General features: G+C 60.6%; 24 protein-coding genes and 1 pseudogene. 14 read left to right on the top strand and 11 right to left on the bottom strand.

Going from position 1 to position 22,456, the window contains the following annotated elements; translation table 11 throughout:
- On the top strand, positions 1-729 hold a 729-nt coding region (gshA, locus tag NW863_RS06035), incomplete at its 5' end, for a glutamate--cysteine ligase (protein ID WP_414365211.1).
- Positions 730-774: 45 nt separating this feature from the next.
- Here gshA and NW863_RS06040 read toward each other — a convergent pair.
- Together NW863_RS06040 and NW863_RS06045 are read right to left on the bottom strand one after the other, a co-directional pair.
- Entirely contained in the window at positions 775-975 is a 201-nt protein-coding gene (locus NW863_RS06040; protein WP_414365213.1) for a hypothetical protein, read from the bottom strand.
- Positions 976-1,165: 190 nt separating this feature from the next.
- Positions 1,166-1,516 carry a phenylpyruvate tautomerase MIF-related protein gene (locus tag NW863_RS06045; protein WP_414365215.1) on the bottom strand — a complete coding sequence of 117 codons (351 nt, stop codon included), beginning with the start codon at positions 1,514-1,516 and terminating at the stop codon, positions 1,166-1,168.
- Positions 1,517-1,656: 140 nt separating this feature from the next.
- On the opposite strand from NW863_RS06045, the gene NW863_RS06050 reads away from it, so the two are divergent.
- A complete protein-coding gene (locus NW863_RS06050; protein WP_414365248.1) occupies positions 1,657-2,073 on the top strand; it encodes a RidA family protein in 417 nt (138 codons plus the stop codon).
- Between the two features lie 70 nt (positions 2,074-2,143).
- Here NW863_RS06050 and yidD read toward each other — a convergent pair whose 3' ends face one another.
- On the bottom strand, positions 2,144-2,422 hold the full coding sequence (yidD, locus tag NW863_RS06055) for a membrane protein insertion efficiency factor YidD (protein ID WP_414365216.1): 279 nt from the start codon (positions 2,420-2,422) through the stop codon (positions 2,144-2,146).
- A gap of 193 nt (positions 2,423-2,615) precedes the next feature.
- Here yidD and NW863_RS06060 point away from each other — a divergent pair, with 193 nt between their 5' ends.
- On the top strand, positions 2,616-3,905 hold the full coding sequence (locus NW863_RS06060) for an MFS transporter (RefSeq protein WP_414365217.1): 1,290 nt from the start codon (positions 2,616-2,618) through the stop codon (positions 3,903-3,905).
- Between the two features lie 83 nt (positions 3,906-3,988).
- Positions 3,989-4,825: a SpoIID/LytB domain-containing protein gene (locus NW863_RS06065; RefSeq protein WP_414365219.1), complete on the top strand. Its 837-nt coding sequence runs from the start codon at positions 3,989-3,991 to the stop codon at positions 4,823-4,825.
- Between the two features lie 40 nt (positions 4,826-4,865).
- On the opposite strand, the pseudogene NW863_RS06070 reads toward NW863_RS06065, so the two are convergent.
- The 3 genes and pseudogenes from NW863_RS06070 to hrcA all read right to left on the bottom strand — a co-directional run.
- Positions 4,866-5,129 (bottom strand): annotated as a pseudogene (locus tag NW863_RS06070) (zinc ribbon domain-containing protein); the annotation flags it as partial.
- Between the two features lie 380 nt (positions 5,130-5,509).
- On the bottom strand, positions 5,510-6,499 hold the full coding sequence (gene tilS / locus NW863_RS06075) for a tRNA lysidine(34) synthetase TilS (RefSeq protein ID WP_414365221.1): 990 nt from the start codon (positions 6,497-6,499) through the stop codon (positions 5,510-5,512).
- A 52-nt stretch (positions 6,500-6,551) separates the two neighbouring features.
- Entirely contained in the window at positions 6,552-7,730 is a 1,179-nt protein-coding gene (hrcA, locus tag NW863_RS06080) for a heat-inducible transcriptional repressor HrcA (RefSeq protein ID WP_414365223.1), read from the bottom strand.
- A 335-nt stretch (positions 7,731-8,065) separates the two neighbouring features.
- On the opposite strand from hrcA, the gene NW863_RS06085 reads away from it, so the two are divergent.
- From NW863_RS06085 to NW863_RS06095, 3 genes are all read left to right on the top strand, one after another.
- Entirely contained in the window at positions 8,066-8,368 is a 303-nt protein-coding gene (locus NW863_RS06085; protein ID WP_414365225.1) for an urease subunit gamma, read from the top strand.
- 51 nt (positions 8,369-8,419) lie between these two features.
- The gene (locus tag NW863_RS06090) at positions 8,420-8,827 is read left to right on the top strand and encodes an urease subunit beta (protein WP_414365226.1); all 408 of its coding nucleotides are present in this window, start codon (positions 8,420-8,422) and stop codon (positions 8,825-8,827) included.
- A gap of 136 nt (positions 8,828-8,963) precedes the next feature.
- Positions 8,964-9,215 carry a hypothetical protein gene (locus NW863_RS06095; RefSeq protein WP_414365228.1) on the top strand — a complete coding sequence of 84 codons (252 nt, stop codon included), beginning with the start codon at positions 8,964-8,966 and terminating at the stop codon, positions 9,213-9,215.
- Positions 9,216-9,321: 106 nt separating this feature from the next.
- On the opposite strand, the gene NW863_RS06100 is transcribed toward NW863_RS06095, so the two are convergent.
- Together NW863_RS06100 and NW863_RS06105 are read right to left on the bottom strand one after the other, a co-directional pair.
- Entirely contained in the window at positions 9,322-11,688 is a 2,367-nt protein-coding gene (locus NW863_RS06100) for an endonuclease MutS2 (RefSeq protein WP_414365250.1), read from the bottom strand.
- Between the two features lie 45 nt (positions 11,689-11,733).
- Complete coding sequence (locus NW863_RS06105) at positions 11,734-11,898, bottom strand: hypothetical protein (RefSeq protein ID WP_414365230.1); 165 nt, start codon at positions 11,896-11,898, stop codon at positions 11,734-11,736.
- Positions 11,899-12,108: 210 nt separating this feature from the next.
- Between NW863_RS06105 and NW863_RS06110 the strand changes: the two genes are divergently transcribed.
- The 4 genes from NW863_RS06110 to NW863_RS06125 all read left to right on the top strand — a co-directional run bounded on the left by NW863_RS06110 (position 12,109) and on the right by NW863_RS06125 (position 13,986).
- Positions 12,109-12,513, top strand: a complete 405-nt coding sequence (locus tag NW863_RS06110; RefSeq protein ID WP_414365231.1) for an NIL domain-containing protein — start codon at positions 12,109-12,111, stop codon at positions 12,511-12,513.
- A gap of 109 nt (positions 12,514-12,622) precedes the next feature.
- Positions 12,623-12,844, top strand: coding sequence for an NAD(P)H-quinone oxidoreductase subunit L (ndhL, locus tag NW863_RS06115; RefSeq protein ID WP_414365233.1), 222 nt, complete (start codon positions 12,623-12,625; stop codon positions 12,842-12,844).
- A gap of 28 nt (positions 12,845-12,872) precedes the next feature.
- On the top strand, positions 12,873-13,214 hold the full coding sequence (locus tag NW863_RS06120) for a DUF3007 family protein (RefSeq protein WP_414365235.1): 342 nt from the start codon (positions 12,873-12,875) through the stop codon (positions 13,212-13,214).
- Between the two features lie 172 nt (positions 13,215-13,386).
- The gene (locus NW863_RS06125) at positions 13,387-13,986 is read left to right on the top strand and encodes a response regulator (protein ID WP_414365237.1); all 600 of its coding nucleotides are present in this window, start codon (positions 13,387-13,389) and stop codon (positions 13,984-13,986) included.
- A gap of 77 nt (positions 13,987-14,063) precedes the next feature.
- On the opposite strand, the gene NW863_RS06130 is transcribed toward NW863_RS06125, so the two are convergent.
- Positions 14,064-15,116, bottom strand: a complete 1,053-nt coding sequence (locus tag NW863_RS06130) for a sensor histidine kinase (RefSeq protein ID WP_414365239.1) — start codon at positions 15,114-15,116, stop codon at positions 14,064-14,066.
- Positions 15,117-15,540: 424 nt separating this feature from the next.
- Between NW863_RS06130 and NW863_RS06135 the strand changes: the two genes are divergently transcribed.
- The gene (locus NW863_RS06135; protein ID WP_414365241.1) at positions 15,541-16,182 is read left to right on the top strand and encodes an ABC transporter permease; all 642 of its coding nucleotides are present in this window, start codon (positions 15,541-15,543) and stop codon (positions 16,180-16,182) included.
- 7 nt (positions 16,183-16,189) lie between these two features.
- A complete protein-coding gene (locus tag NW863_RS06140; protein ID WP_414365242.1) occupies positions 16,190-19,105 on the top strand; it encodes an ATP-binding protein in 2,916 nt (971 codons plus the stop codon).
- A gap of 4 nt (positions 19,106-19,109) precedes the next feature.
- Here the strand turns inward: NW863_RS06140 and rlmN are convergent, their stop codons facing one another.
- Entirely contained in the window at positions 19,110-20,198 is a 1,089-nt protein-coding gene (rlmN, locus tag NW863_RS06145; protein WP_414365243.1) for a 23S rRNA (adenine(2503)-C(2))-methyltransferase RlmN, read from the bottom strand.
- Positions 20,199-20,320: 122 nt separating this feature from the next.
- On the opposite strand from rlmN, the gene NW863_RS06150 reads away from it, so the two are divergent.
- Positions 20,321-20,917, top strand: a complete 597-nt coding sequence (locus tag NW863_RS06150; RefSeq protein WP_414365244.1) for a chromophore lyase CpcT/CpeT — start codon at positions 20,321-20,323, stop codon at positions 20,915-20,917.
- 513 nt (positions 20,918-21,430) lie between these two features.
- Here NW863_RS06150 and NW863_RS06155 read toward each other — a convergent pair.
- Complete coding sequence (locus NW863_RS06155; protein WP_414365246.1) at positions 21,431-22,216, bottom strand: hypothetical protein; 786 nt, start codon at positions 22,214-22,216, stop codon at positions 21,431-21,433.
- Positions 22,217-22,456: the final 240 nt, after the last annotated feature.

Consider the following 22,456-nt stretch of genomic DNA (forward strand, 5'->3'; position numbering starts at 1 on the left):
CTATTGCGGGCGGAAGCCCCTCTTTATTTGGCCCTGAGCGCTTCTTCTCCTTTTCTGGACGGCCAGGTAACGGGCTACCATTCCAGCCGTTGGCAGGTGTTTCCCAAAACGCCGGCCCAGGTGCCCTTCTTCCGGGATCACGCCCACTACATCGCCTGGATGCAGGAGCAACTGGCCCTGGGCACGATGCAGAACGTGCGCCACCTCTGGACTTCTGTACGGCCCAACGGCCCGGAGCGGCCCTATCACCTCAACCGAGTGGAGCTGCGCATCTGCGACCTAGTGGCGGATCCGGTGATGATTCTGGCCATCACCGCCCTAGTAGAGGCCCGCCTCTGGCAATTGCTATCTCAGCCGGAGGCGCTGGATCCCTTGGGGGGGCCTTTTACCCCAGCGGAGCTGGAGAGTCTTTGCGAGGCCAACGAGCATGCTGCTGCCCGTGAGTCCCTGCAAGCTCGGCTGATTGACTGGCGCACCGGCCGGGAATGCTTAGCCCAGGAGTGGATTGAAGAGCTGCTGACTGAAGCGTGGCGCCTGGGCCAGCCCCAAGGGCTGGGTTGCTTCTTGGCTCCCTTGCAAACTCTGCTCCAGGAAGGCAATGAGGCCCAGCGCTGGCTGAAGCAGGTCAACCAGGGATCCACACCTGCCCAGGTGTACCAACGCGCCATCCAGGAACTGGCCGAACAAGACCGAGAAAGGCAGGAGACCCTCTGCCAACTGGTTGGCTGAGCCTCTGCGCAAGGCCACTTTGACTTAGGTTGGCCTAGCCCTGCTTTACCCCTTCCCGTAGGGCTTGCCGAGCCCCACAGCTCCTGCGTCCAAGGTCAGCAGCGAAGCCGGCAGAGGCGGCACCGTCGCCACAATGTAGATGGCCACGATGTAAATGGCAATGAAAAAAAGCATTGGCCCCAGCAGCCCCAAGTCTTCCACCAGAGCTTTGGCAAACCAGTCTTGAATAACTCCAAAAAATCCCAATCGATGGGCTACCCAAAAATAAGAACGGCCACGCCCAAAAGGCCAGCAAGCTTCAGTAGAAGCTGCCGCTTTGCGGGATTTGCTCTGGGTTGGGACAGGTCTCCTAGGGCGCTCGAGAGCATCAGAAAGCTGTTGCTAGATAGGCTAGAGCAGCCAGGCTAGGAAATACCTGACTTGTGCGAAGTAGCTTTCACCCAAAGGTCGTGCCGTTCCATCCCCAAAGATAGCCTTTGGCATCGCTGAACTCAATGTAAATCCTCTTCCTGGGGATCCCCAATTTGTCCTCGATGGTGCTGCAAAAAAACTCGCTCAGGGATCGGGTTTGATCGGCGGAAAACTGCCCAATACTCTTGATCTCTACATAGCAGCAGGGATCGGCGCTGCCGGCAAAGGTCATCGGGATCCCTCCTTCAAAAGCAGTCATTACGTAGGCTTCCGACTTGCCCAACTGCTTAGCCAGAGCAGCAGAGAGGAACTTGAGCAGCTCGGCCACGGTGGCAGGTTCTGGCTGCAGAGAGGTTTGCAACTTGATCAAAGGCATGAGTACTTTTTCCTCCCGACAAGCCTATTTTGGCATTGCGGGTTCGTCTTCTCTGGGATCCGCCTGTGGTAGCGTAGCGAAAGAGCTTCTCTTCACGGGGGCAAACCTCTATGGAGCCGAGCAATCTGGCCAATTCCGCGATGGGCCATCCGCAGGGCCAAACCGGGCCAGGCCCTTGTGCTGTACAAACCGAGGCCGCTCCTGTTCCTGTCGGCCCTTACAGCCAGGGCGTTGTTGCTTCGGGGCCCTTTCTGTTTGCCGCCGGCCAGGTGGGCCTGGATCCCAAAACTGGCAAGCTGGCGGGAGAAGATGTTGCCTCGCAAACTCGGCAGGCGTTGCTGAACCTGAAGGCGGTGCTGGAAGCAGGGGGCACGAGCCTGGCCAATGTGGTGAAGACAACCGTTTTTTTGGCGGATATGAAAGACTTTGCCGCCATGAACGAGGTTTATCGAGAGTTTTTTGCCGCAGACCCGGCGCCGGCCCGCTCTTGCGTGCAGGTGGCTGGCTTGCCCTTGAATGCCTTGGTGGAAATCGAGGCGGTGGCCTGCTATTCCTGACTGACCGGCTCCCAAATACAGCCTTTTCCGGCAACACCGATCTTGGCCTGACAGGGATCCCCCTCGTCAATCAATCTCGGCTGGGGCGATAAGTTTCGTCAGGTGCGGATCCTGGCAAGTCGGGCACCGGGTCGTAGCTCCCCGGATGCCAAGGGTGGCAGCGGCAGAGGCGGCGGATCCCCAGCCAACTGCCTCGGATGGCGCCGTAGCGCCGCACTGCTTCCAGCGTGTACTGGGAGCAGGTGGGGTAGTAGCGGCACGCAGGAGGCAGCCAAGGGGAGATGCCTATCTGGTAGCCCCGAATCAGGGCAACCAAACCGCGAGTCAAGGGATCTGACCGTTCCGCCATAGGCAAGCGTACAAAAAGGCCACTTCCAGGCTAACGGCTGCCCCTGAACAGGGATCCTGCACAGTTCCAGACAAGAGGTTAAGATTGAAAAAGTCAGCACCCAAATAGACATTTCGTAATATTTCTGTTCAGGGATGCTGTGGAGACGGCTTTGCTCCCTGGCAGGGTTGTGAGAGTTTCATTGGGAGTGGGCGTGAGGGTATTCGGGCAGCTACAGCCGGCGCAGCGGCGCAACTTGGGCATTCTCTTCGTGGCCGGGCTGCTCTTTTGGGCCAGTCTGTCTTCGCTGTTGCCCACACTGCCGCTCTACGTCCGGGATGTGGGCGGCACCAGCCAAGAGGTGGGCTTGGTGATGGGGGCCTTCTCGATTGGGCTGCTGGCTTTTCGCCCTTGGTTGGGGCGGCTGGCGGATGGCCACAGTCGCCGGATCGTCTTGCTCATCGGCATGGGCGCGGCGGGGATGGCGCCTTTGGGGTACTGGCTCTGGGATTGGATCCCGTGGATAGCGCTGGTGCGGGCCTTTCACGGGATCAGCATCGCCGCTTTTGCCACCGCCTACGTTACTTTGGTGGCGGATTTTGCCCCGGAAGCAAAACGCGGCGAGATCTTGGGCTACATGAGTTTGGTCAATCCCATTGGTGTAGCCATCGGCCCTGCTTTGGGCGGCTTTTTGCAGGAGCTGGTTGGTTATGGCCCTCTGTTTCTCTTTGCCGCTCTGCTGGGGTTGGTGGGCTTTCTCTGTACCCAATCGGTTCGCGAGCAGCGCCGTGGGGGTTGGGGATCCCTGCCCCCGGATGGAGCGTTTTGGAGCCTTGTGCTCAACCCCAAGGTGTGCTCTCTCGCTGGGGTCATGCTCTTGGTGGGGCTGGCCTTCGGCACCCAGACTACTTTTGTGGCCCTGTTGATCCAAGAGGTCGGAGTTCCCCTCAATCCCGGTCTTTTTTATACGGCGGTGGCCTTTGCCAGCTTCGGCGTGCGCCTGCTGGCTGGTCGCGCTTCCGATCGCTACGGGCGGGGGCCGTTTATCTCTCTGAGCTTGGCCACCTATGCTCTGGCGATGGGGATCCTGTTGGTTGCCGACAGCGTCGGGGCTTTTCTTGTCGCCGGGATCGTGGTGGGGTCGGGTTTTGGCACCTTGATCCCGCTGATCTCCGCCCTGGTAGCCGATCGCTCTGAGCCGGTGGAGCGGGGGCGTTTGTTCAGCTTGGTGATGTGTGGGTTTGACTTGGGCATTGGGCTGGCGGGGCCGATCCTGGGCACCCTGGCGCTGGGATCCGGCTATCGGGCCATGTTCGGCTATGCGGCCCTTCTGGCATTGGCTTCGCTGGGAGCTTTTCTCTGCTTCTCCAATGGACGACCGGGATCCTCCCTGTGCTTTGCCTTGGGCCTGGAACCGGATCGGTTTCGACAACCTGATTCTCTCCCTTTGGAGCAATCCCATCCGCCCGCTCCCTTGTCAACGGGATCCCGTCCCGCCCTTTAGGCACCCTGATTTTCATTCCCAAGTCCGATTTGCTCTATCCTAGGCTGGGGTTGCTGTACAAAAAAGAACTCTGGACAGAGGCTATGGGAGCACGGGGTTGGCTTGCCCTGATGGGATCCCTGCTGGTGGGCACCTTAGGGGGATGGATAGAGAGCGCTTGGGGGGTGACGGTGCGCGTGCAATTGGCCGATGCCACCGCCCCTGTGGTGGTGGGCGTTTCTCGCCCCGCCCAACTGACCAACAGCCGCCAAGAGGTGCTGGCCGAGTTGCCGCCCATGCAAGGGTTTCTGGCCCAGCCCGGCCCTCAAGGGGTGCGCCTGCAGGGGGTGGTCAGCCCGGTGTTGTTCATCGAGCCGCCAGCGGGTGGCCTGGTGGCCGTGGATGGCCGCTGGTATTCCGGCAAGGTGCTCTTGACCGGGTATAACAGGGTAATGGCCATCAACTACGTGGATCTAGAAGACTACGTGGCCGGCGTGGTGGAAGCCGAGATGGGATCCCGCTTCTTGCCCGAGGCCCTCAAGGCCCAGGCGGTGGCAGCCCGCACCTATGTTCTTCACCACCGCAATTCCCGCGGCTGGTTTGATGTGTTTAGCGACACCCGCTCCCAGGTGTATCGGGGCCTCTCGCAGCGCTCAGCCGCCGCCCTAGCAGCAACACACGCCACCCGCGGCATCGTCATGGTGTATGGGGGGCAATTTGTAAACGCCATGTACAGCGCCAGCGCCGGCAGCCAAACCGTTGGGGTGAGCGGGATCCCTTACCTGAGAAGTCTGCCGGATTTTAGCCCCTATCCCAAGTACGGGCATGGTATTGGCATGAGCCAGTGGGGTGCCCAAGAATTGGCCCGTCAGGGCTGGACCTACCGCCAAATTTTGGCTTATTACTACCCAGGAGTCAGCTTTGCTCGCTTGCCAGGGTAAACTTCCCCCACTGAAGTCGGGAGCTTAGGGACTCCGTCCCGCTAACGCGAGTGGCAGCGTTAAAATCCGCATCCCCTTCCCAACTACAGACGGGGTTGACACAGCGAAAATGCTCCCCTTCCCGCTGGCCAAGCCACAAGCAACGGTGGCAGGTCTGTGAGCTGCAGGCAGGCGGCACCACCACAACCTTGACCCCTACCCTCATTGCCTTGTAGTGCACAAACTGCCGCAACGGGTAGAAGGCCCAACTGTTCAACCGCCGCCGCTCTCTCTGGCTGCGCGGCTGTTGGTTAACTCGTTCACGCTCGCGCCAGCGGGCCGGAGGCCTTGGTTGCATCCAGCTTGGCGGCTTGCGACGCAGATACCTTGAGCTTGCGGGAGATAGTTAGAACTTGAGTCATGCTCCATCATTCGCGCAGGAGCTATCCCCCCTACAGTATACAGTGGGGTATCTTGCGAAGGAGTCGCCACTTTGGCCACCAAAGTTCCAGAGTAGCCTTCCTCCCCGCACTAAAGTCGAGGCCTCCAGCTTTACCCTCTGTGAGGCTCCCATCGAGCTTCCTCTGAGTAGCCCCTCGTTTGTCCCCAGTAAGGATTTTCTGGGACGGTAGTTGCCGTGCAAATCTGAACTGTGCTGTTAACTATTGGTTGAGGTTCTCAGCCGTTGCAGGAGGGGGAGAGCTCTCACTGAGCAGAGATCCAGACCAGGTGATCCCCCTTCACCTCTAGCCAGCCTCCGCCAGGGTAGTCGGGGCTGCGGCTGCGGCGGCCTGCTTTCAGGAGCCGCATCCCGGCTTCCACCTGCTCAAAAGTTGGGTGATGGGGCAGCAGCAGCGACAAGAATTGAAACATCACCTGCCGCTGCAAAGCCAGGGGCGCAGCCCGCAAGGGATCCCGCTGCAGCCCCGGCAAAGCGGGCTCGTACACCTGTAACCACAGTTGGGCGGCTTGCGCCACCACCAGCTCATGCTCTGCCTGCAACAGTGTGGCTGCCCGATTCAAAGCCGCTTCCAGTTGCGGGTTAAAGTGCTGCTTGAGATAGGGCATCACCTCTAAGCGAAGGCGGTTGCGGCCATGAGCCAGATCCTGGTTGCTGCGATCCGGCCAGACCGGCAACTGGTATTGTCGGCAGAACTCTTCCGTTTCCCAGCGGGAAAGGCCCAGCAGGGGACGCACCAACCAAGCGGAGGTGGGATCCCGCTCGTCCAAACGCCGTTGCCAATCTAGGCTGACCAGGCCGGCAGCCCCCGTGCCCCGCAGCAGGTTCCACAAAAACGTCTCCGCCCGGTCGCTGGCCGTGTGCCCTGTGGTCACCACCTCGCAACTCCAGGTGCGCGCCCATTTGTTCAGTTGCTGGTAGCGCCAAGCCCTGGCCCCCGCCTCATCCCAGCGGATGGGATCGGCAGTCTCAACGGCGTGGGGCAGGCCCTGCTGTTGCAGCCATCCCTGCAAAAACTTGGCACACTCCGTCTCATCGGCTGACCAACGGTGATCACAGTGCAAAACAAAGATCTGCCAGCCCCAGCGAGGCTGCAAATCCCGCAAGATCTGGAGCAGGGAAAAAGAATCTTGTCCGCCAGAAAAAGCTACCAGCAGCCGCTGGCCGGGGCGAAGCAGTTGCCGCTCGCGAATGGCACACTGAACCCGCAGGTGAAGAGGAGAAAGCCTGGCCACAGTTGGCTATTGCTCGGGGGCAACCCAGACCTCGCGTTCTCCCTGGGATCCCTCAGGCAAGGGCCCGAGTGAGATGGGAGGCCACCGTCTGCACAGCAGCGATGCTCCGCTCGTAGGCCATGCGGGTCGGCCCCAGCAGGGTGACCGCACCCAGGGGCGCCGAGCGGCGGCGATAAACTGAGGCAATGACCGTGCAGTGGTGCAGAGATTCCAGCGGGTTCTCGCTGCCAATGTAGATGATCACGGGAACGTTGTGGGATGGATCCTGCTCTGGAGTGCTAGAGGATGCCTTGTTCCTGGCCGCCGTGGCCGAAAGAGTTGCTTCGCCCGTGGACGGGCTATCTGGCATGGAATAGAGCCCGATCATCCCCTGAAGCTGCTCGGATCCCTTTTCGATCAACTGGGCCACCGCCTGCATCCGCTGGGCCTGGGAAAACTCCGGCTGCCGCATCAGCTCCGTCATGCCCGCGCTGAACACCTGTCCCAGCGAGGGCCGTAGGTAGCGCTGCACTACCGAGCGCAGCAGTTGCTGCAGCCAATGGCTGTAAGCGCGAAACTCCTCATCCAGCTTCAACCAGCTCAGATCCTGCAGCTCGGCAAAAGTCTTGCCCCGCAACTTCAGGGTGAGAAAGTTGCTCAGTAGCTGCAGCTCATCTTCCAGATCCTCGCGCCGATCGTCGGGCCACTCCGGTGGGCTAACCAAGGCCGAATGGGTTTGGTAGGAATCCGTAACCACTAGCACCATCACCCGCCCTGGCCCCACCGGCAGCAACTGCACATGGTGAACGGCTACCACCGGCCCCTGGGGAGGGGTGATGAGAGCGATGCAACCGCTCAAGTGGGCCAAAAGCTGTGCCACCCTCTGCAAGAGGCTATCGAGGTCGTCCCCCAGCTCACGGTTGAGCTGATCCAGCAACTGCTGCAGCGCAGGATGGGGCTCCGGCTGGGGAGCATCGCTCGGGATCTCATCCATGTTGGCGGAGGTCAACAGATCGTTCACATAGACCCGATAGCCAAAGTCAGAAGGGATCCGACCGGCAGAGGTGTGGGGCTGGAACAGCAACCCAACCTGCTCCAAAGTGGCCAAGTCGTTGCGAATGGTAGCCGTGCTGACTCCGAGGTTGTAGGACTGGGCCAAGGTTTTGGAGCCGACAGGTTCTGCCGTGGCAATATACCTGCGCACCGTTGCCCACAGGATCTTCCGTTGTCTGGGAGTCAGTTCGAGTTTCATGGCTGCTCAAAAGAACCCAATCAACACCTGCTAAGAGGAATTAGCCAATGGATCTCAGGTCAACCAAGCTAGGGCTAAATGAGGATCGGATAAAGTTTTACTTCTATTTTTAACTTTATTGTTACTCTTTCATCATGGGTGGCAGGGGCGGAAAGTAGCAACGGCAGAGGTGGAAAGAGGTGGAAGCTCTTGGTTTGGCAAGAAAAGCGAAACCCCCTGTAGCCTCTGCAGCCTTTTTTCGCCCAGAGGTGGTACTAAGTAATTAAGTCAACTCTAGGCTAAGTGAGCCTGCTGCTGTCTGTTCTGTATCGTTTTGTATCTTTCGAGGTTGCTCCATGTACTTGTCCCCCCAGGAGAAAGACAAGCTGTTGATCTACCTGGCCGCCCAGTTAGCTCGGGATCGGCGGCAGCGGGGCCTCAAACTCAATTACCCCGAGGCGGTGGCCTACCTGAGCGCAGCCATCTTGGAGGGGGCGCGGGAAGGGAAAACCGTTGCTCAGTTGATGAGTGAAGGGCTGACGTGGCTGAGCCGAGAGGACGTGATGCCAGGGATCCCGGAGATGATCCCGGAAATTCAAGTAGAGGCAACCTTCCCCGACGGAACCAAGCTGGTGACCCTTCACCACCCCATTCGCTAGCTGCTTTCTAAGGATCTCCCAAAGACCCAGAGACTTCAGGAGGTTGTCCATATGGCTCGCAAATCCAAAGCCACACCTGCTGCCGACCCTGAACCAGCCCCGATCCCGGGAGAGCTGTTGCTGGCAGAGGATCCCATCCAAGCCAATGTCGGGCGGGCCACTGTGACGCTGGAGGTCACCAACCGGGGGGATCGGCCCATTCAGGTGGGATCCCATTTTCACTTTTTCGAGGTCAACCGAGCCCTGGTGTTCGATCGCGCCGCCAGCTTTGGCATGCGCCTCAACATCCCTTCCGGCCAAGCGGTGCGTTTTGAGCCGGGGCAAACCCATCGGGTCACTCTGGTGGCGCTGGGAGGCAAGGGGCTGGTGCATGGCTTCAACCGGCTAACGGAGGGCAGCGTCCGCTCTGCAACGCAAAAGCGGCTGGCCCTGGCCCGATTGCAGGAGTGGATGGGCTAGGTGGCTAAGCGCTATGGACATAACGCCCCCCGAAGCATGCAGCTTTGGGCATCTAGGCTGAGGCTTGGCCATATCCCCATCCCGCCTCAAATTTAGGAGAGTAGGGCTATCCAATTCTTCCTCTAGGATCTGGCCAATGTTAGAGCGTGAGACCGTTTGGTGGATGGGGGTACAGGGCTTGGGGCTGAATCTTTCCGGGTTGGCCCTGTTGGCGGCAGCAGGTGCCACTTTCGGCCCCCTCGGCTGGACCAGTGCGACGGTGGCGGTGATGCTCAAGTTAATTGGAGATAGCCAACTGCTGCGCGCCTACTGGCTTTGGCAAAGTCGGCACCGCCAAGCGGGATCCCAGCCTGTCACCTCAACAGCGGCGCTCCAAAGTCAAGTCTGAAACCGTCTGCCCCTCTCCCAAAGGGGGAGGGAAGGTCAGAGACCTTCATCACACTGGACAAGGCTCTCGGTAATGTTGGAGCCAGCCCGCCGAAAGCCGCTCAGCCTCACCGCAGGTGGGCTACCGTTACGCCCGTACCCCCATCCTGGGGATCCGCCGGGGCAAACCTCTGGACACGCGGGTGATTTTGGAGGTAGGCCTGGACGCCGGCCCGCAGGCGTCCCGTGCCGTGGCCGTGGATGATCCAAACCGGGCCAGGAGGGGCTTGGGCAAAGTGCTGTTCCAGAATCGCCTCGGCATCGGCTACAGTTTTCCCCCTTAGGTCAAGGGTGTTGCGGCTGGTGCGCAGGTTCAGGGGAGCAGTGGTGGGCGGAGGGGAGGGAGGAGCTTTGGGGCGCTGGCGCTGTTTGGCCTGATGTTCATCGATGGGATCCAACTGGCCCTGCGGCACCGTGAACTTGAGGATGCCGCTGCGCACTACATACACATCCCCTTCGACGGCAATCACCTCCCCCGTCTGCCCCAGGCCCCTCAGCCGCACCCGATCCCCCACCTCCGGCACGAACTCAGTCTCAACCGGCGGCGACGGCGGCGAGTAGCGCCCGCGAATCTGCTCCAGCTCAGCAGCAACCTGCTGGGGATTGTCCCCCTGCTGCAACTTGCGGATGGCGGCGGCCACCTCCCGGCGGGCAGCGGCCAAGAGGGCTTGCAGCCCCTGTCGCTGCTGGTACTCCAGTTGCGCCTCTCGCTCAGCCATTTGCCGGCTGCGCTGCTGCATTTGGCGGTACAGGGTTTCCAGCTCTTGGTGCAGGGATCCCACCTGGGCGGCCCGCTCTTCCAACTGGGCCCGTTGCGCCTCCAGCCCCGCGATCACCTTATCCACCTGGCTTTCCCCCTGCAGATGCTGCTGCGCCCGCCGCAGAATCTCCGGCTCCAGGTGCAGCCGCCGGGCAATGGCAAAGGCATTGGAGCGACCAGGGATCCCCCACAGTAGGCGGTAGGTGGGGGCTAGAGTGGCCTCGTCAAACTCCACCGAGGCATTCTCAAAGCCGGGATGCTGGTACTTGAGGGCCTTCAGCTCGCCGTAGTGGGTGGTGGCCAAGGTAAGCAGGGCCTTTTCCGAGAGATACTCCAATAGCCCAGCCGCCAGGGCCGCACCCTCGCTAGGATCCGTGCCCGCCCCCACCTCGTCCAGCAGAACAAGGGCCGGCGCCGGGTCTGACTGCAAAGCTTGCACGATGCGGCTGATGCGGCGAATGTGCCCGGAAAAAGTGGAGAGGCTTTGCTGCAGCGATTGCTCGTCGCCGATGTCGGCATAGACCCCGTCGAACCAGGGCAGTTGGGGCGGATCCTGGGCAGGCAGGAAGATCCCCGCCTTGGCCATAAGCACCAATAGCCCCAAGGTCTTCAGAGCAACCGTCTTGCCACCGGTGTTGGGGCCGGTGATGACCACGGCGCGGATGGACTCGGAGAGGGTGAAATCAATCGGGATCACCTCCGGGCCCTTGCCTTCCTCGCGAGACTGCCACAGAAGCAAGGGGTGCCTAGCTTGGCGCAGGCGCAATCCTGCCGGGACAAACTGGGGGCGATTGCCCGCCAACCAAAGACTGTAGCGGCCACGGGCCAAGGCCACCTCCAGCCCCACCAGCACCGCCTGCAAATGCTCCAGATCGGTGGCCACGGATCCCACCTGGGCAGAGAGCGCCGCCAAGATTCGCTCTTCCTCCGCCTGGATCTGGGCCTGGGTTTCCCGCAGCCGGTTGCCCAGCTCCACCACAGCGTAGGGCTCCACATAGAGGGTGGCCCCACTGGCAGAGCTGTCGTGGACGATGCCCCGGATCACGTCGCGGTGGGTGGCCTTCACCATCAGCACAAAGCGCCCCTGCCGCTGGCCAATCAACGTGTCCTGCAGCGCCTGGGGGTGCTGGCTCATCACCTGTTGTAGGCGTTCTTGGATCTGGTTGCGGTACTGGCGGTGCTGACGGCGTAGGTCTGCAAGCGCGGGGCTGGCGCTATCTCTCACCTCGCCGTGCTCATCCAGGCAGCGGAAGATCTCCTGCTCTAGCTCAGGATAGGTGCGCAGTGTGCTCACCCACTCCTGCAGGCGGGGCAGGCGCTCGTCAGCATCGATGAGACGGCGAAGGCGGCGAGCAGCCCCCAAGGTTGTGGCAATCTGCACCAGCTCTTCCCCGCTCAGAATGCCCCCCCGTTCGGCCCGTTCCAGGGCCGGCAGCAGGTTGTGGATCCCGTCCAGAGAGACCCCCCCCGGCTGGCTGCAATCCAGCCGGATGGCCTCCTCCGTTTGATCAAGACAGACCTCGCTCTCGGCGCGGCTCCGCCAGGGATCCAGCTCTAGGCAGGCGCGGCGGCCTAGGGGTGTGGCGGCAAAGCTGGCCAAGTGTTGGCAGAGGCGGGGCCACTCCAACAATTCCAAAGTTTCTTGGCGGAGGGAAGGATCAGGCTCAGAACAGATCGGCAGCAGGTGCAAAGGGGTGGGCGTAGGCATTACCGAAGGAAATTAGCAATTCGAGGAAGAACGGAGCTGCAGTCGCTTCATCTCTTGCAAAAACTGCCGCTGGTAGTTGAGAAAGGCGGTGTGCCATTCGCGGAAGCGGCGCTCGCCATCGCGCACCAACATCTGTCGATAGTGCTCGGAGTTGAGCCGGGGCCGGGCTGAGTTCATGGGAATCGAAGACGCTCTGCCCCTATTGTGGCAGGCTGTGGGGCGCCTTTCGTAGTTCCCAACCTGGGGGCAGACGGTGTTGGGAGCGGATCCCATCTTTCTGGCGGTGAGGAGGAGATTTTGCACTTGCGGCATGGCCAAACTTGGCAGTCGGCCTTGGCATACTCATACTGGAAGAGTCACCGCACCTCCGATACGCAAGTCAAATCCGTGCGCAAACGAGTGACCCTGATTTTTCCTCGCCACTTGGTGAATGTGCCCCTCACCTATCGTCTGGCCAAAGACTTCGATGTAGCCGCCAACATTGTCCGCGCCAGAGTAACCCCCAACGAAGTGGGCACCCTGGTGGTGGAGCTCTCGGGAGATATCGACCAGGTGGAGGCGGGTCTGGAGTGGGTGCAGTCTTTAGGCATTGAGGTGGCCGAGCGGGCCAAAGAAATTCAGATCGACCCAGATTCGTGCGTGGACTGCGGCTTGTGTACAGGCGTTTGCCCCACCGAGGCGCTGAAGATTGCCGCTCCTGACTGGAAACTGGAGTTTCTGCGTAATCGCTGTGTTATGTGCGAACAATGCATCTCTACCTGCCCTGTCGGGGCCATCAGCACGAGTTTATAGCCATAAGGCGAAGAGCCGGCTAAGCCGACAAGTTTATTCGCTATTACAATGCTGTAATGTAACCCCGATGCGGGCTGGATTGGCACAGGCTAATTTGAGGCAACTGGAGATGCTTTCGACCCCAACGCTCATTGGCTTGACCTATGCTGCCCTAGCAGTTCTCTACCTGCTGGTGCTGCCGTTCTTGTTTTTGGTGTACGTGGACAAGCGCTGGAACTATAGCGGTGCCTGGGAAAAGGTGTTGATGTTTTTCCTAGTTTTGTTTTTCTTCCCCGGTATGGTGCTCGTGGCTCCCTTCATGACGTTTCGGCCCAAGCCGCGTTCGCTCTAGAGCCTGCCGCTATCTAAGCGCTTGAGCCATGCGTAGACGGGATGTTCTCGGCATTGGCCTAGCCTTGCTCTTGGGGGGAGGACTTTTCTACGGGCTGTTGCTTTGGGCCGGCTTGGATACGGGCGCGGCGCAGCAGGTGTTAAGCGTGGTGTTTCTGCTGGGGTGCCTGGGCTGGACTGTGGGCTACCTGAAGCGGGTGTTGAGCAGGGAAATGACCCTGAAGGCCCAGTGGGCCGCTTTTGAGAGGCAGCAAATCCAAGAGAAACTTCACTCCCTCTCCCCAGAGGAGTGGCAGGCCTTGCAGGCCGAGCTGGGATCCGAAACCGAAGAGAAAGCTGAGGTTGGTTTGCCCGAGCAAGGCAAGCGCTGAAGCTGCCGGACAAACTGTACCCAAAAATCTGCCGCAAATTGGTGGAGTTTCAGCTACCCGAGCGGCGGGGTCGGCCCAACACTACCTGTATAGCTAGTTACTGTTTCTTCTTGATTGGAAATGCTAGCTTGCGCCCTAGGCAAAGTTGTGAACTGAGGCGAGCCGTTAACTCGTGCAGATTTCCCCTTCCCCTTTTGCTCACCTATCTCTGCTCACCGTGACCAAGACCGTTTTGGTGGCTCAGGGTCAGCCTTGGCAGGCCCAGCTCTGGAAGTCGGTGCTGGAGTCTCAGCGCCATGCAGTGGTGCTGGTTTCTCCTCAGGCAGATCTGGTGGAGGTGGCGGCAACTCATCCTCCGGATCTGATGGTGGTGGATATGACGACGGGGCTGTTTAACCCCTATGCCTTTTGTCGAGAGTGTCGGAGCCGGCTTCCGGATATCCCTGTGATTCTCACTCATCACCCCCGTCGCCGCATTGAGCCGGCAGAGCGGCGCTGGGCCATTTACCAGGGGGCAGCCGAGGTGATCCCTGGTTTGGCCGAAGCCGACGACATTCTTCACTCCCTCGAGCAAGTTTACAAGGCAGCCAGGTGGCCTTTTCCCATTGACACGGCAGCTCTTCACGCGGTTCTCGAGCAGGCGGGTTTGCGGCCTGAAAAAGACAGCTCCCTTCCTTCCCCGCCCGTTGCACCAGAAGAACGCCAAGAGCAAACGGCTGCGCCCCCACCGGCAAAGTACCGGTTGATGTATCGGGGCCGTCCCGTCGAGTGAACTGCAAGCGCTCCACACCGCTAACGCGAAGCAGGGAACTGCCTTCGGTGTTTTTCTCCCTCTGGCGGGGCTGGGGATCAGGGCAGCACCAGGGCCAGGGTAGTGCCCTGGGATCCCGTCTCCACCAAACGCAAGTCTCCTCCGTGGGCTTGCAGGATACGCTTGGCGATGTACAGCCCTAGACCTCCTGAGCCGGTCGGGTAGTGCTGGCCGGCAATGTGAATGGGTTGGGCGATGTAGGGCTGGGCCAGATCTTCCAGGGGAGCCGGCAGGCCGGGCCCGTCATCCCGCACCTGGATCTGCCGGGGGCTGACGGTCAGCACCACCGCATGGCGGGCGTAGCGCAAAGCATTGTCCACCAGGTTCACCAGCGCCCGCTCCAGCTCGTCCTCATCGGCGGCGCCCCACCCTTCTCCCTCCACCTGCAGGTCGATCTCCCGCTCTCGAGCCAGAGATCCCATACGTTCGGCCACCCGTCGGGCCAGGGATCCCAGATCACAGGGCTGGGGATGCAGGGCGATCTCGCCCCGCTCTAGGCGGTAGGCCTCCACCATCTTTTGCACCAGGGCCAGGTTGCGCTGGTTCTCCTCCAGCATGCGATTCAGCAGGGCCAGCCGCTCCTGGGGACTCAAGGGGAGCTCCTGCTTGAGAGCACTTAGCAGATGCCCAAAGGCAATGAGAGGAGTTTTTAGATCGTGCACCAAGGTAGCCGTGAAGGCCTCCCGCCGTCTTTGATCGCTTTGGATTTGGCGCAGCAAATGGGCAAAAGCTTGCCGCAGGATCAGAGCCTCTTGGGGATCCCCTGGGCGGAGCAGCAAAGTCCAGCGGTCTGGCTGGTTGATCAAGGTTTCTAGGTGGGCCAGCTCGCGGGCCAGCAACGTCAGGGGCCGCAAGAGCATGGAAGACAAGGCATAGCCTGCCAGCGCCGATAGCACCGCCAGCAGAGGGATCCACAACAGCAGCAGGAGAGATCCCTCGGGACTGAGCTCTGTGCCGGGCAGGATCCACTGCACCGACAGGATGAAAACCAAGTTGGGGACAAAGGAAAGGCTGGCAATCACCAGCGCTACCTGAGTGCGCAGGCTGTGGGGAAAGCGACGGCGCCAGAACTCAAGTAGACGGCGTCTCAAGGGGGAATGGAGAGAGGGCTGAGTTGAATTAGGCCAGGAGCGAGCAAACAAGTCAAGAGGGCTGGCAAAATATAGGGGCTGACTGCAAACTCTACAGCGGGGTTGGTCTGTTGATTCGCGGGGATTTGACACTCCCCCGACTAAAAAAGTCGAAGGGTTCTTACGCAGTCCACAGTTGGACTCGGAAAGGCGCTGTCAAGACGCCCTTAGACGGTTCCTAGAGACAAAGCGTCAAGGTTCCGCTTACTTGTTGACTTACGGCACTGTCCGGGTTTTTCACCGGGGTAGGTGCTAACTTAGGATTACAACATAACATTGGCGAGCGACTCCAGTCGCTCGAAGGCTTTTCCGCCCCGCACTACTCGCGCTAGCGGCGCGGAGCGCTGAGTACGGGGCTACCAAGCTACTCTGCGTGTAGCTCTCGATGAGCCTCCTGGATCGCTCCTTGCACTATGCTCAAAGCAACAGCGACCTGCTAGTTCAAGCTTTCCTCCAGCACCTGCAACTGGTGGTGGTGCCGCTGGGGATCGCGTTGCTGGTGGGCCTGCCCTTGGGTTTTGGCAGCTCCCGCTCGCAGGTGGTTTCCCTCGTGGTGATCAATGCCTTCGGCAGCTTGCGGGTGATCCCCAGCTTGGCGATTTTGTTTTTGGCCATTCCCTACTTTGGCCTTGGCTTTCAGTCGGCGGCGATTGCCCTGACGATCTTGGCCTTGCCCCCCATTTTAATCAGCACGGATGTGGCCTTCCGCAGCCTCGATCCGGCTCTACGCGAAGCTGCTTTGGGAATGGGCATGACGCCGGCGCAGGTGCTACGCCATGTGGAGATCCCCTTGGCGTTGCCGGTAATCTTGGCCGGTGTTAAAACCGCTACTATCGAGGTCATTGCCAGCGCCACGTTGGCGGCCTTTATCGGGGCGGGCGGGCTGGGCAGCTTCATCACGCTGGGGTTTGCCCTCTACGACAACGCCATCCTGTTGGTGGGAGCGATCCCGGTGGCGCTGTTGGCCATTGGTGCCGAAATTCTCCTCGGCGCTTTGCAGCGAGCTCTGGAGCCACCCCAAGCCTAGGGATCCCATGCTGTTTTCCTCTTCTTCGCCAATGCGCCTGCCCTTCCTTACTTCTCGAGCGGTTCCTTTGCAGGTGGCGCTGCTGTTGCCGCTGCTGTTGGCAGTGGCTGGGGGGGCAGGCGGGGTGGGCTATCTCTCCTGGCGGGCTGGCCGGCAGATGGCGCTGCAGTTGGCCGAGCACCTGAAGAGTGAGGTTAACCATCGCACTGAAGAGCACCTCAGGCGCTATCTCCAAGCCCCCCTTCAGATCAATGCCCTCAATCAAGGGGCAGTCCAGTGGGAGCTACTGCCCAATTTGGCCGCGCTTCAGCCGCAAGATCTGGAGAGGCTTGAGGCCTATTTTGCCCGCCAGTTGCAGCAGTTTCCCGAGCTGAGCTACATCGGCTTTGTCTCAGCGGAGGGGGGGTTTGTAACCGCCCGCCGCCACACCGGTGGGTCGATCTGGACCTACCACACGCCAGGCCTGAAGCCGGGATCCGTCCAGGGCCGCCAGCGGGATCCGGAAAGCGGGGATCCCACCGGCTTGAAGCGGCAGTTGGGCTTGGTGGATTTGCGGCGGCTGTCCTGGTTTCCCGGGATCCTGCAACAGGAAGAGGCCCGCCGTACCTGGGTGGTGAGCAACTTTTTTGTCGAGTTTCCCAATCAGAGGCCGGAGCGGCTGATCCTGACAGCGCTGCCCTTGGCCGAGGCGGAGGGGCGGGTTTACGGCAGCTTGGTGGCTACTCTCTCGGCTCAGCAACTGCAGGCTTTTCTGGAGGATCTGCAGGCCAGCTTGGCGTATCCAGGGGTGAGCTGGTTGCTGGATGAAGAGGGCCAGGTGGTGGCCGGCAGGGAGGAGCTGTCTCCCCAGCCGCTGCTGCTGGCTGTGCAAGAGCAGGTGGGATCCTGGGCAACGGCTGCCGCTAAGGGTTTACTGCGCCTTGAGGTGGACGGGATCCCTTACTGGGTGCAGGTGACGGCCATTCAGGATCAATGGGGGCCGGGCTTTTACTTCGTCTACGGGATCCCGGAGGGCGCCCTTTTAGCCCCTGTCTATGCCAGTGCTCGGCAGGCGGCCCTGTTGGGGGGTGGGCTGCTGCTGGGCTTTTTGGCCGCCGGGATCCTCCTCAGCGAAGCCCTCTCTCGTCCGCTGCGCCGCCTTACCCAAATAGCGGAGCAATTTGTGCACACTGGGATCCCGGCCTGGCCCCCTGTGGATCCCGGCTCTATCCAAGAAGTGCAGATCCTGGCCAAAGCTTGGCAGCAGGCGGCCACCAACCAACAAGCTTTGCTGGATCGCCTCTGGCAACAGCAGCAGCAGTACCGCGCTGTGGTGGAGCAGCAGACGGAGCTGATCTGCCGCTTTCAGCCCGATGGGAGAATTACCTACGGCAACCCTGCGCTCTTGCGCTTTTTTGGCTGTTCCCCAGAAGAAGTGTTGGGCCGACCTTGGCGGGATCTGCTCCCGGAAGAAGAGCAAGCCGCGGTGCTGCAGTCCCTTGCGGCTCTGACGCCTGAGCACCCTTACCACCGCAGCGAGCGGGAGTACCCCGGCGAAGATGGCCAATCCCGCTGGGTGAGCTGGGTGGATCAGGGCATTTTCGACAGCCAGGGCCAACTGGTGGAGATCCTGTCGGTGGGGCGGGAGATCACCGAGCAAAAGCGGATCCAACAGCAGCTAGAAGCCCTCAACCGCGAGCTGGAAGCCCAGGTGGCGCTGCGTACTGCCAAGCTGGAGCAGTCTTTGCGCTTTGAGGCGGTGCTGCGCTCCCTCAGCGGCCAGATGGTGGCCAGCCTCAAGGAGGGGGAGATCCTGGAAGAGGTGGTCAAGAGCCTGGCCGAGGCCCTCAACCTAACCGGCTGTCATATTTTCTTGACCAGTGCCGATGGATCCTCTTGGATCCCGGCTTGCTCGTTTCCGGAGAAGGCGGATCCCGCCTGCCTCAACGATCCCGAGCTGAGGCACCTGCTGCACTCCCATGCGTTTCTTGACCAGCCCTGGGAAGTCCACTGCTGTTGTCAAAAGGAGCGAGAGGGGCACTGGGTACAGCTTTTGGCGTGCTCCCTCTGGGACAAGCAAGAGCGGCTGGGGCTGCTGCTGTTGGAGCGGCAGCAGGAGTTTTCCGAAGCGGAGAGACAACTGGCCTATCAGGTGGCCAACCTGTCTGCTCTGGCTCTGCGGCAGGCCCGTCTGTATGAGGCGGCCCAGGCCCAGGTAAAGGAATTGGAGCGGCTCAACCTGCTCAAGGATGATTTCTTGAGCACCGTCTCCCACGAGCTGCGCACCCCCATGACCAATGTGCGCATGGCCCTACAAATGTTGCAAATAGCCCGCGATGATCCCGAGAAGCAGCAGCACTATTTCGCCATCGCCCTCAAGGAATGCAACCGCCAAATTGATCTCATCAACGACCTGCTGGACATGCAGCGGCTGGCAGCCGAGAAGTATCTGCTCCAACCCGAAGAGATCTTTCTGCCGCGCTATTTGCGGGATCTGGTGGCGGCAGTTCAGCCCCTGGCCCAGGCCAAAAACCAAAGTTTGCAACTGCACCTAGAAGAGGGGATCCCACCCCTTGAGGCGGATCCCACGGCCCTGGGCCGCATCTTGCGCGAGCTGCTGCACAACGCCGTCAAATACACCGCCCCCGCGGGATCCATCCACCTGCAGGTGGCCTGGGAAGGAGAAGGGATCCTCTTTGTCTGCAGCAACAGCAGCGAGATCCCGGAATCGGAGCTGCCCCGCATCTTTGAGAAGTTCTACCGCATCCCGCAGTCGGATCGCTGGAAGCACGGCGGCACCGGCCTGGGGCTGGCCCTGGTCAAGCAACTGGTGGAGCACATGGGGGGCCAGATCTCCGTCAGCAGCTTGGAAGGATGGACGCATTTTCGCGTTTGGCTGCCTTCTGCCCCGCCGGTGGCAACTGCAAAAAAACTCCGAACTTGAGCATCTAAGAACGGCCAAGGGCTGGCCCAGGGGAAGGCAAGGGCGGGGGGGAAGCGTGCAGAAAGGATCCCCGTAGTTGACCACAGGCGGCGTTGCCATCCAGGCCGCGGGTTTGGCGCACGCTGGCCCGCACGTGGTGCTCTTCAAGCAGCCGGACGAACTCCGCCACTCGCGCCGGCTGGGGGCGCTGATAGTCGGCCTCGGCAATGGGGTTGTACGGGATCAGGTTGACGTGCAGGCGGGCCCCCGCCTGGCTGGCCTGCTGCAGCAGACGCGCCAGTTGGCGGGCATGGAGGGGCAGATCGTTCACCCCCGCTAGCAGCGTATATTCAAAGCTGACCCGCCGCCCGGTGCGCAGCATGTAGTCGCGGCAATCCCGGATCAGGGCCTCTAGGGGGTAGTGGGCTGCAGAAGGGATCAACTGCTGCCGCAGCTCCTGGTTGGGGGCATGCAGGCTGACGGCCAAGGTAACTTGCAGATTCTGCTCTGCCAGCCAGGGAATTTGCCGGGGCACGCCCACGGTGGAAAGGGTAATGTGCCGCTGGCCGATGCCGATATCTTGGTGGAGGCGGCGGATGGCCTGCACCACGGTGTCGCGGTTGAGCAGGGGCTCCCCCATACCCATGAAGACCACGTGGCTGACGCGGCGGCCAAAGTCCTCCTGCACCGTTAACACCTGATCCAGGATTTCGTGCAACTTGAGGTTGCGCCGGTAGCCCATCTTGCCGGTGGCGCAGAAGTCGCAGGCCATGGGGCAGCCCACCTGGGAGGAAACGCAGACAGTTAGCCGCTTGGCAGTTGGGATCCCCACTGTCTCGATCAACTCCCCATCTGCTAGCTGCAGCAGCAACTTAACGGTGCCGTCGCGGGATTCTATCCGCTGCACAACCTGGGAGCGCCCCACAGGATAATCCTGCAGCGCCTCGCGCCAGGCTTTGGGAAAGACCGTCACCTCCTGCAGGGAGCGGATCCCTTTTTGGTAGAGCCAAGTGTGCAGTTGTTGGCCGCGGTAGGCCGGCTGACCCTGCTCAACTGCCCACTCTTTCAAGGCAGCCAAAGATTGCCCCAGCAGAGGAAGAGGTGCCGCAGACATAGGCCAAGTGGCAACAGATTGCATTCTTCTACTCTAGCTCGCGGCCCTGAAGGCTTGCTTTGGCAGCTAGGACGAGCGTCTTGGATAATAGGTTTGCCCTTGGTTAGGATTTTGCCCGCGCTATGTCGGTTTCGCCGCAACTGGCCCAACTGGCCACCTGGATGGCCGGACATTTCAACAATCTGCACCAGGCTATGGCCGAGCCGGTTTGGTTTGCCAATATTCACGTCTACCAGTGCCCCCTGCCGTGGTCAGTGTTTCAGGGGATAGGGTTTTACGTGGAGCAACTGTACGATATCTACCCCGACCAGCCCTACCGGCAGCGGGTCATCCACCTCTTCGAGACCCCCGACGGGATCCGCATCCAAAACTATGCCCTGACCTCTCCAGAGGCCTACAAATGTGCCGGTCGGAACTTGGAGCAATTGGCCGGCCTGACGGCGGCAGAGCTGGAACTCTTGCCCGGCTGTGTAATCCAGGTGGAGTGGACGGGATCCTGCTACCGGGGCCGCAGCGTGCCCGGCAAAGGCTGTATCGTCGAGCGCAAGGGCAGAACCACCTACCTCTATAGCGAGTTCGAGATTGGGGCCGACTACTTCCACAGCCTGGATCAGGGCCGCGACCCGGAAACGGATCAAGTGGTCTGGGGATCCCTTTCCGGGCCCTTTCGGTTTGTTAAGAAACAGGATTTTTCCTGCTACTTGCCCCGCTGGAGCTAAGTTAGCCCCCCGTCCAAACCCAGAAGGCAAGGATCCCATCCCCGAGCAAGAGCAGCAGGGTGCAGCCCATCCATCCCCAGGCCAGTGTGGGCAATAGGGCCAACTGGCTGCGTTGCTGGCTGCCCCCCGAGAGTTGTTCCACCCTGCTGTAGAGGTGACCGCAAACGCCGAATTGACACCCCCGACTAAAGTCGGGGGATTCTTACGCAGTCCACAGATAGACTCGCAAAGGCGCTGTCAAGACCCCCCTAGACGGCTCCCTGGAACCCAGTCTCAAGGTTCCGCTTACTTGTGACTTACAGCACTGTCCAGGTCTTTCACCGGGGTGGGTACTTGCTTGTTATAGCATTGGCGAGCGACTCAAGTTGCTTAAGGACTACGTCCCGCTAACGCGAGCGGGCTTTTCTTCACTGTACTACTCGCGTCAGCGGCGCGGAGCGCTGAGTACGGGGCTACCAAGCTGCCCCGCTGTGTTCGGTGGCCGCCTCAGCCTGTTGACGGGCCAGAGCCCAGTTAATCCAGGGATCCCGCTGCTGGAGGGCAAAATGCTCCTGCAACGTCAAGCCAGGGATCAGCCCTTCTCGCAGCCGATCCGCTAGAGAAAACCCCACCCCAGAGCGAAGATGGTCGCCGTAAGGACGGCCTGGTCATCTCCCGCCCTGCCAAGAGAATCTGGCCCTGCCTGGGCGGCAACAACCCTGCCCAGGTGAGCAGGAAAGAGCGTTGCCCACTGCCCTCCAAACCGGCCAACCCAATCACTTCCCCCAGCTGCACCGCCAGATCCGGTAAAGCCAAGGTAAACGGCTCATGCCGCACCACCAGGGAGCGTAACTCCAACAGGGGATTTGCCCTTCTTTGCAGAGAGGGGGGCCGAGCCAGGGGCGCCAATTCCCGCCCAAACATCCAATCGATCAGCCGCTGTTCCGGCAGGGAAATGTCTTCACCCTTCACAGTCAGCTCCTCCACCACTTCCCCCTGCCGCATCACCGTCACCCGATCGCAAAAGCATTCCCCATCGGCCAGCTTGTGGGAGACGAAGATCACCGACTTGCCCTCCTCTGCCAGCCGACGCAAAGCCGCAAACAAAAGATCAACAAAAGATCTTTTTTGCGCCGCAGAAATGCCCGTCGTCGGCTCATCCAAAATTAAGGTGTTGATCCCCAGTGAGAGCAACCGCAGCATCTCCAGTTGCTGCCGTTCCCCCACCGTCAAACTGCCGATAGCCTCATCCGGGTTGAGGTTGAAGCCAAACTCTTCACAGGCTTTTCGGAGACGTTTTCGGCTCTCTCGCAGCCCCAAACCCAAGCGCCCCGCTGCCTGGCGATATAACTGGCGATATAAAGTTTTCCAGAGTTTTCCAGCACCGTCAGAGAAGGAAAATCCAAGGGATCCTGGTGCAACATGCCGCTGCCCCGGCGAATGGCTGCTGCAGGGCTGTCGATGCGAACCGGTTGCCCGTCAATCCAAATCTCTCCTTAGATCGCATTAGATCGCAGCGCAGAAAGCTGCTCAGGATCTTGACCAAGGTGCTTTTGCCGG

The sequence above is a fragment of the Synechococcus sp. B60.1 genome (genome assembly GCF_047462555.1).
In the GTDB taxonomy this organism is placed as follows: Bacteria; Cyanobacteriota; Cyanobacteriia; order Thermostichales; family Thermostichaceae; genus Thermostichus.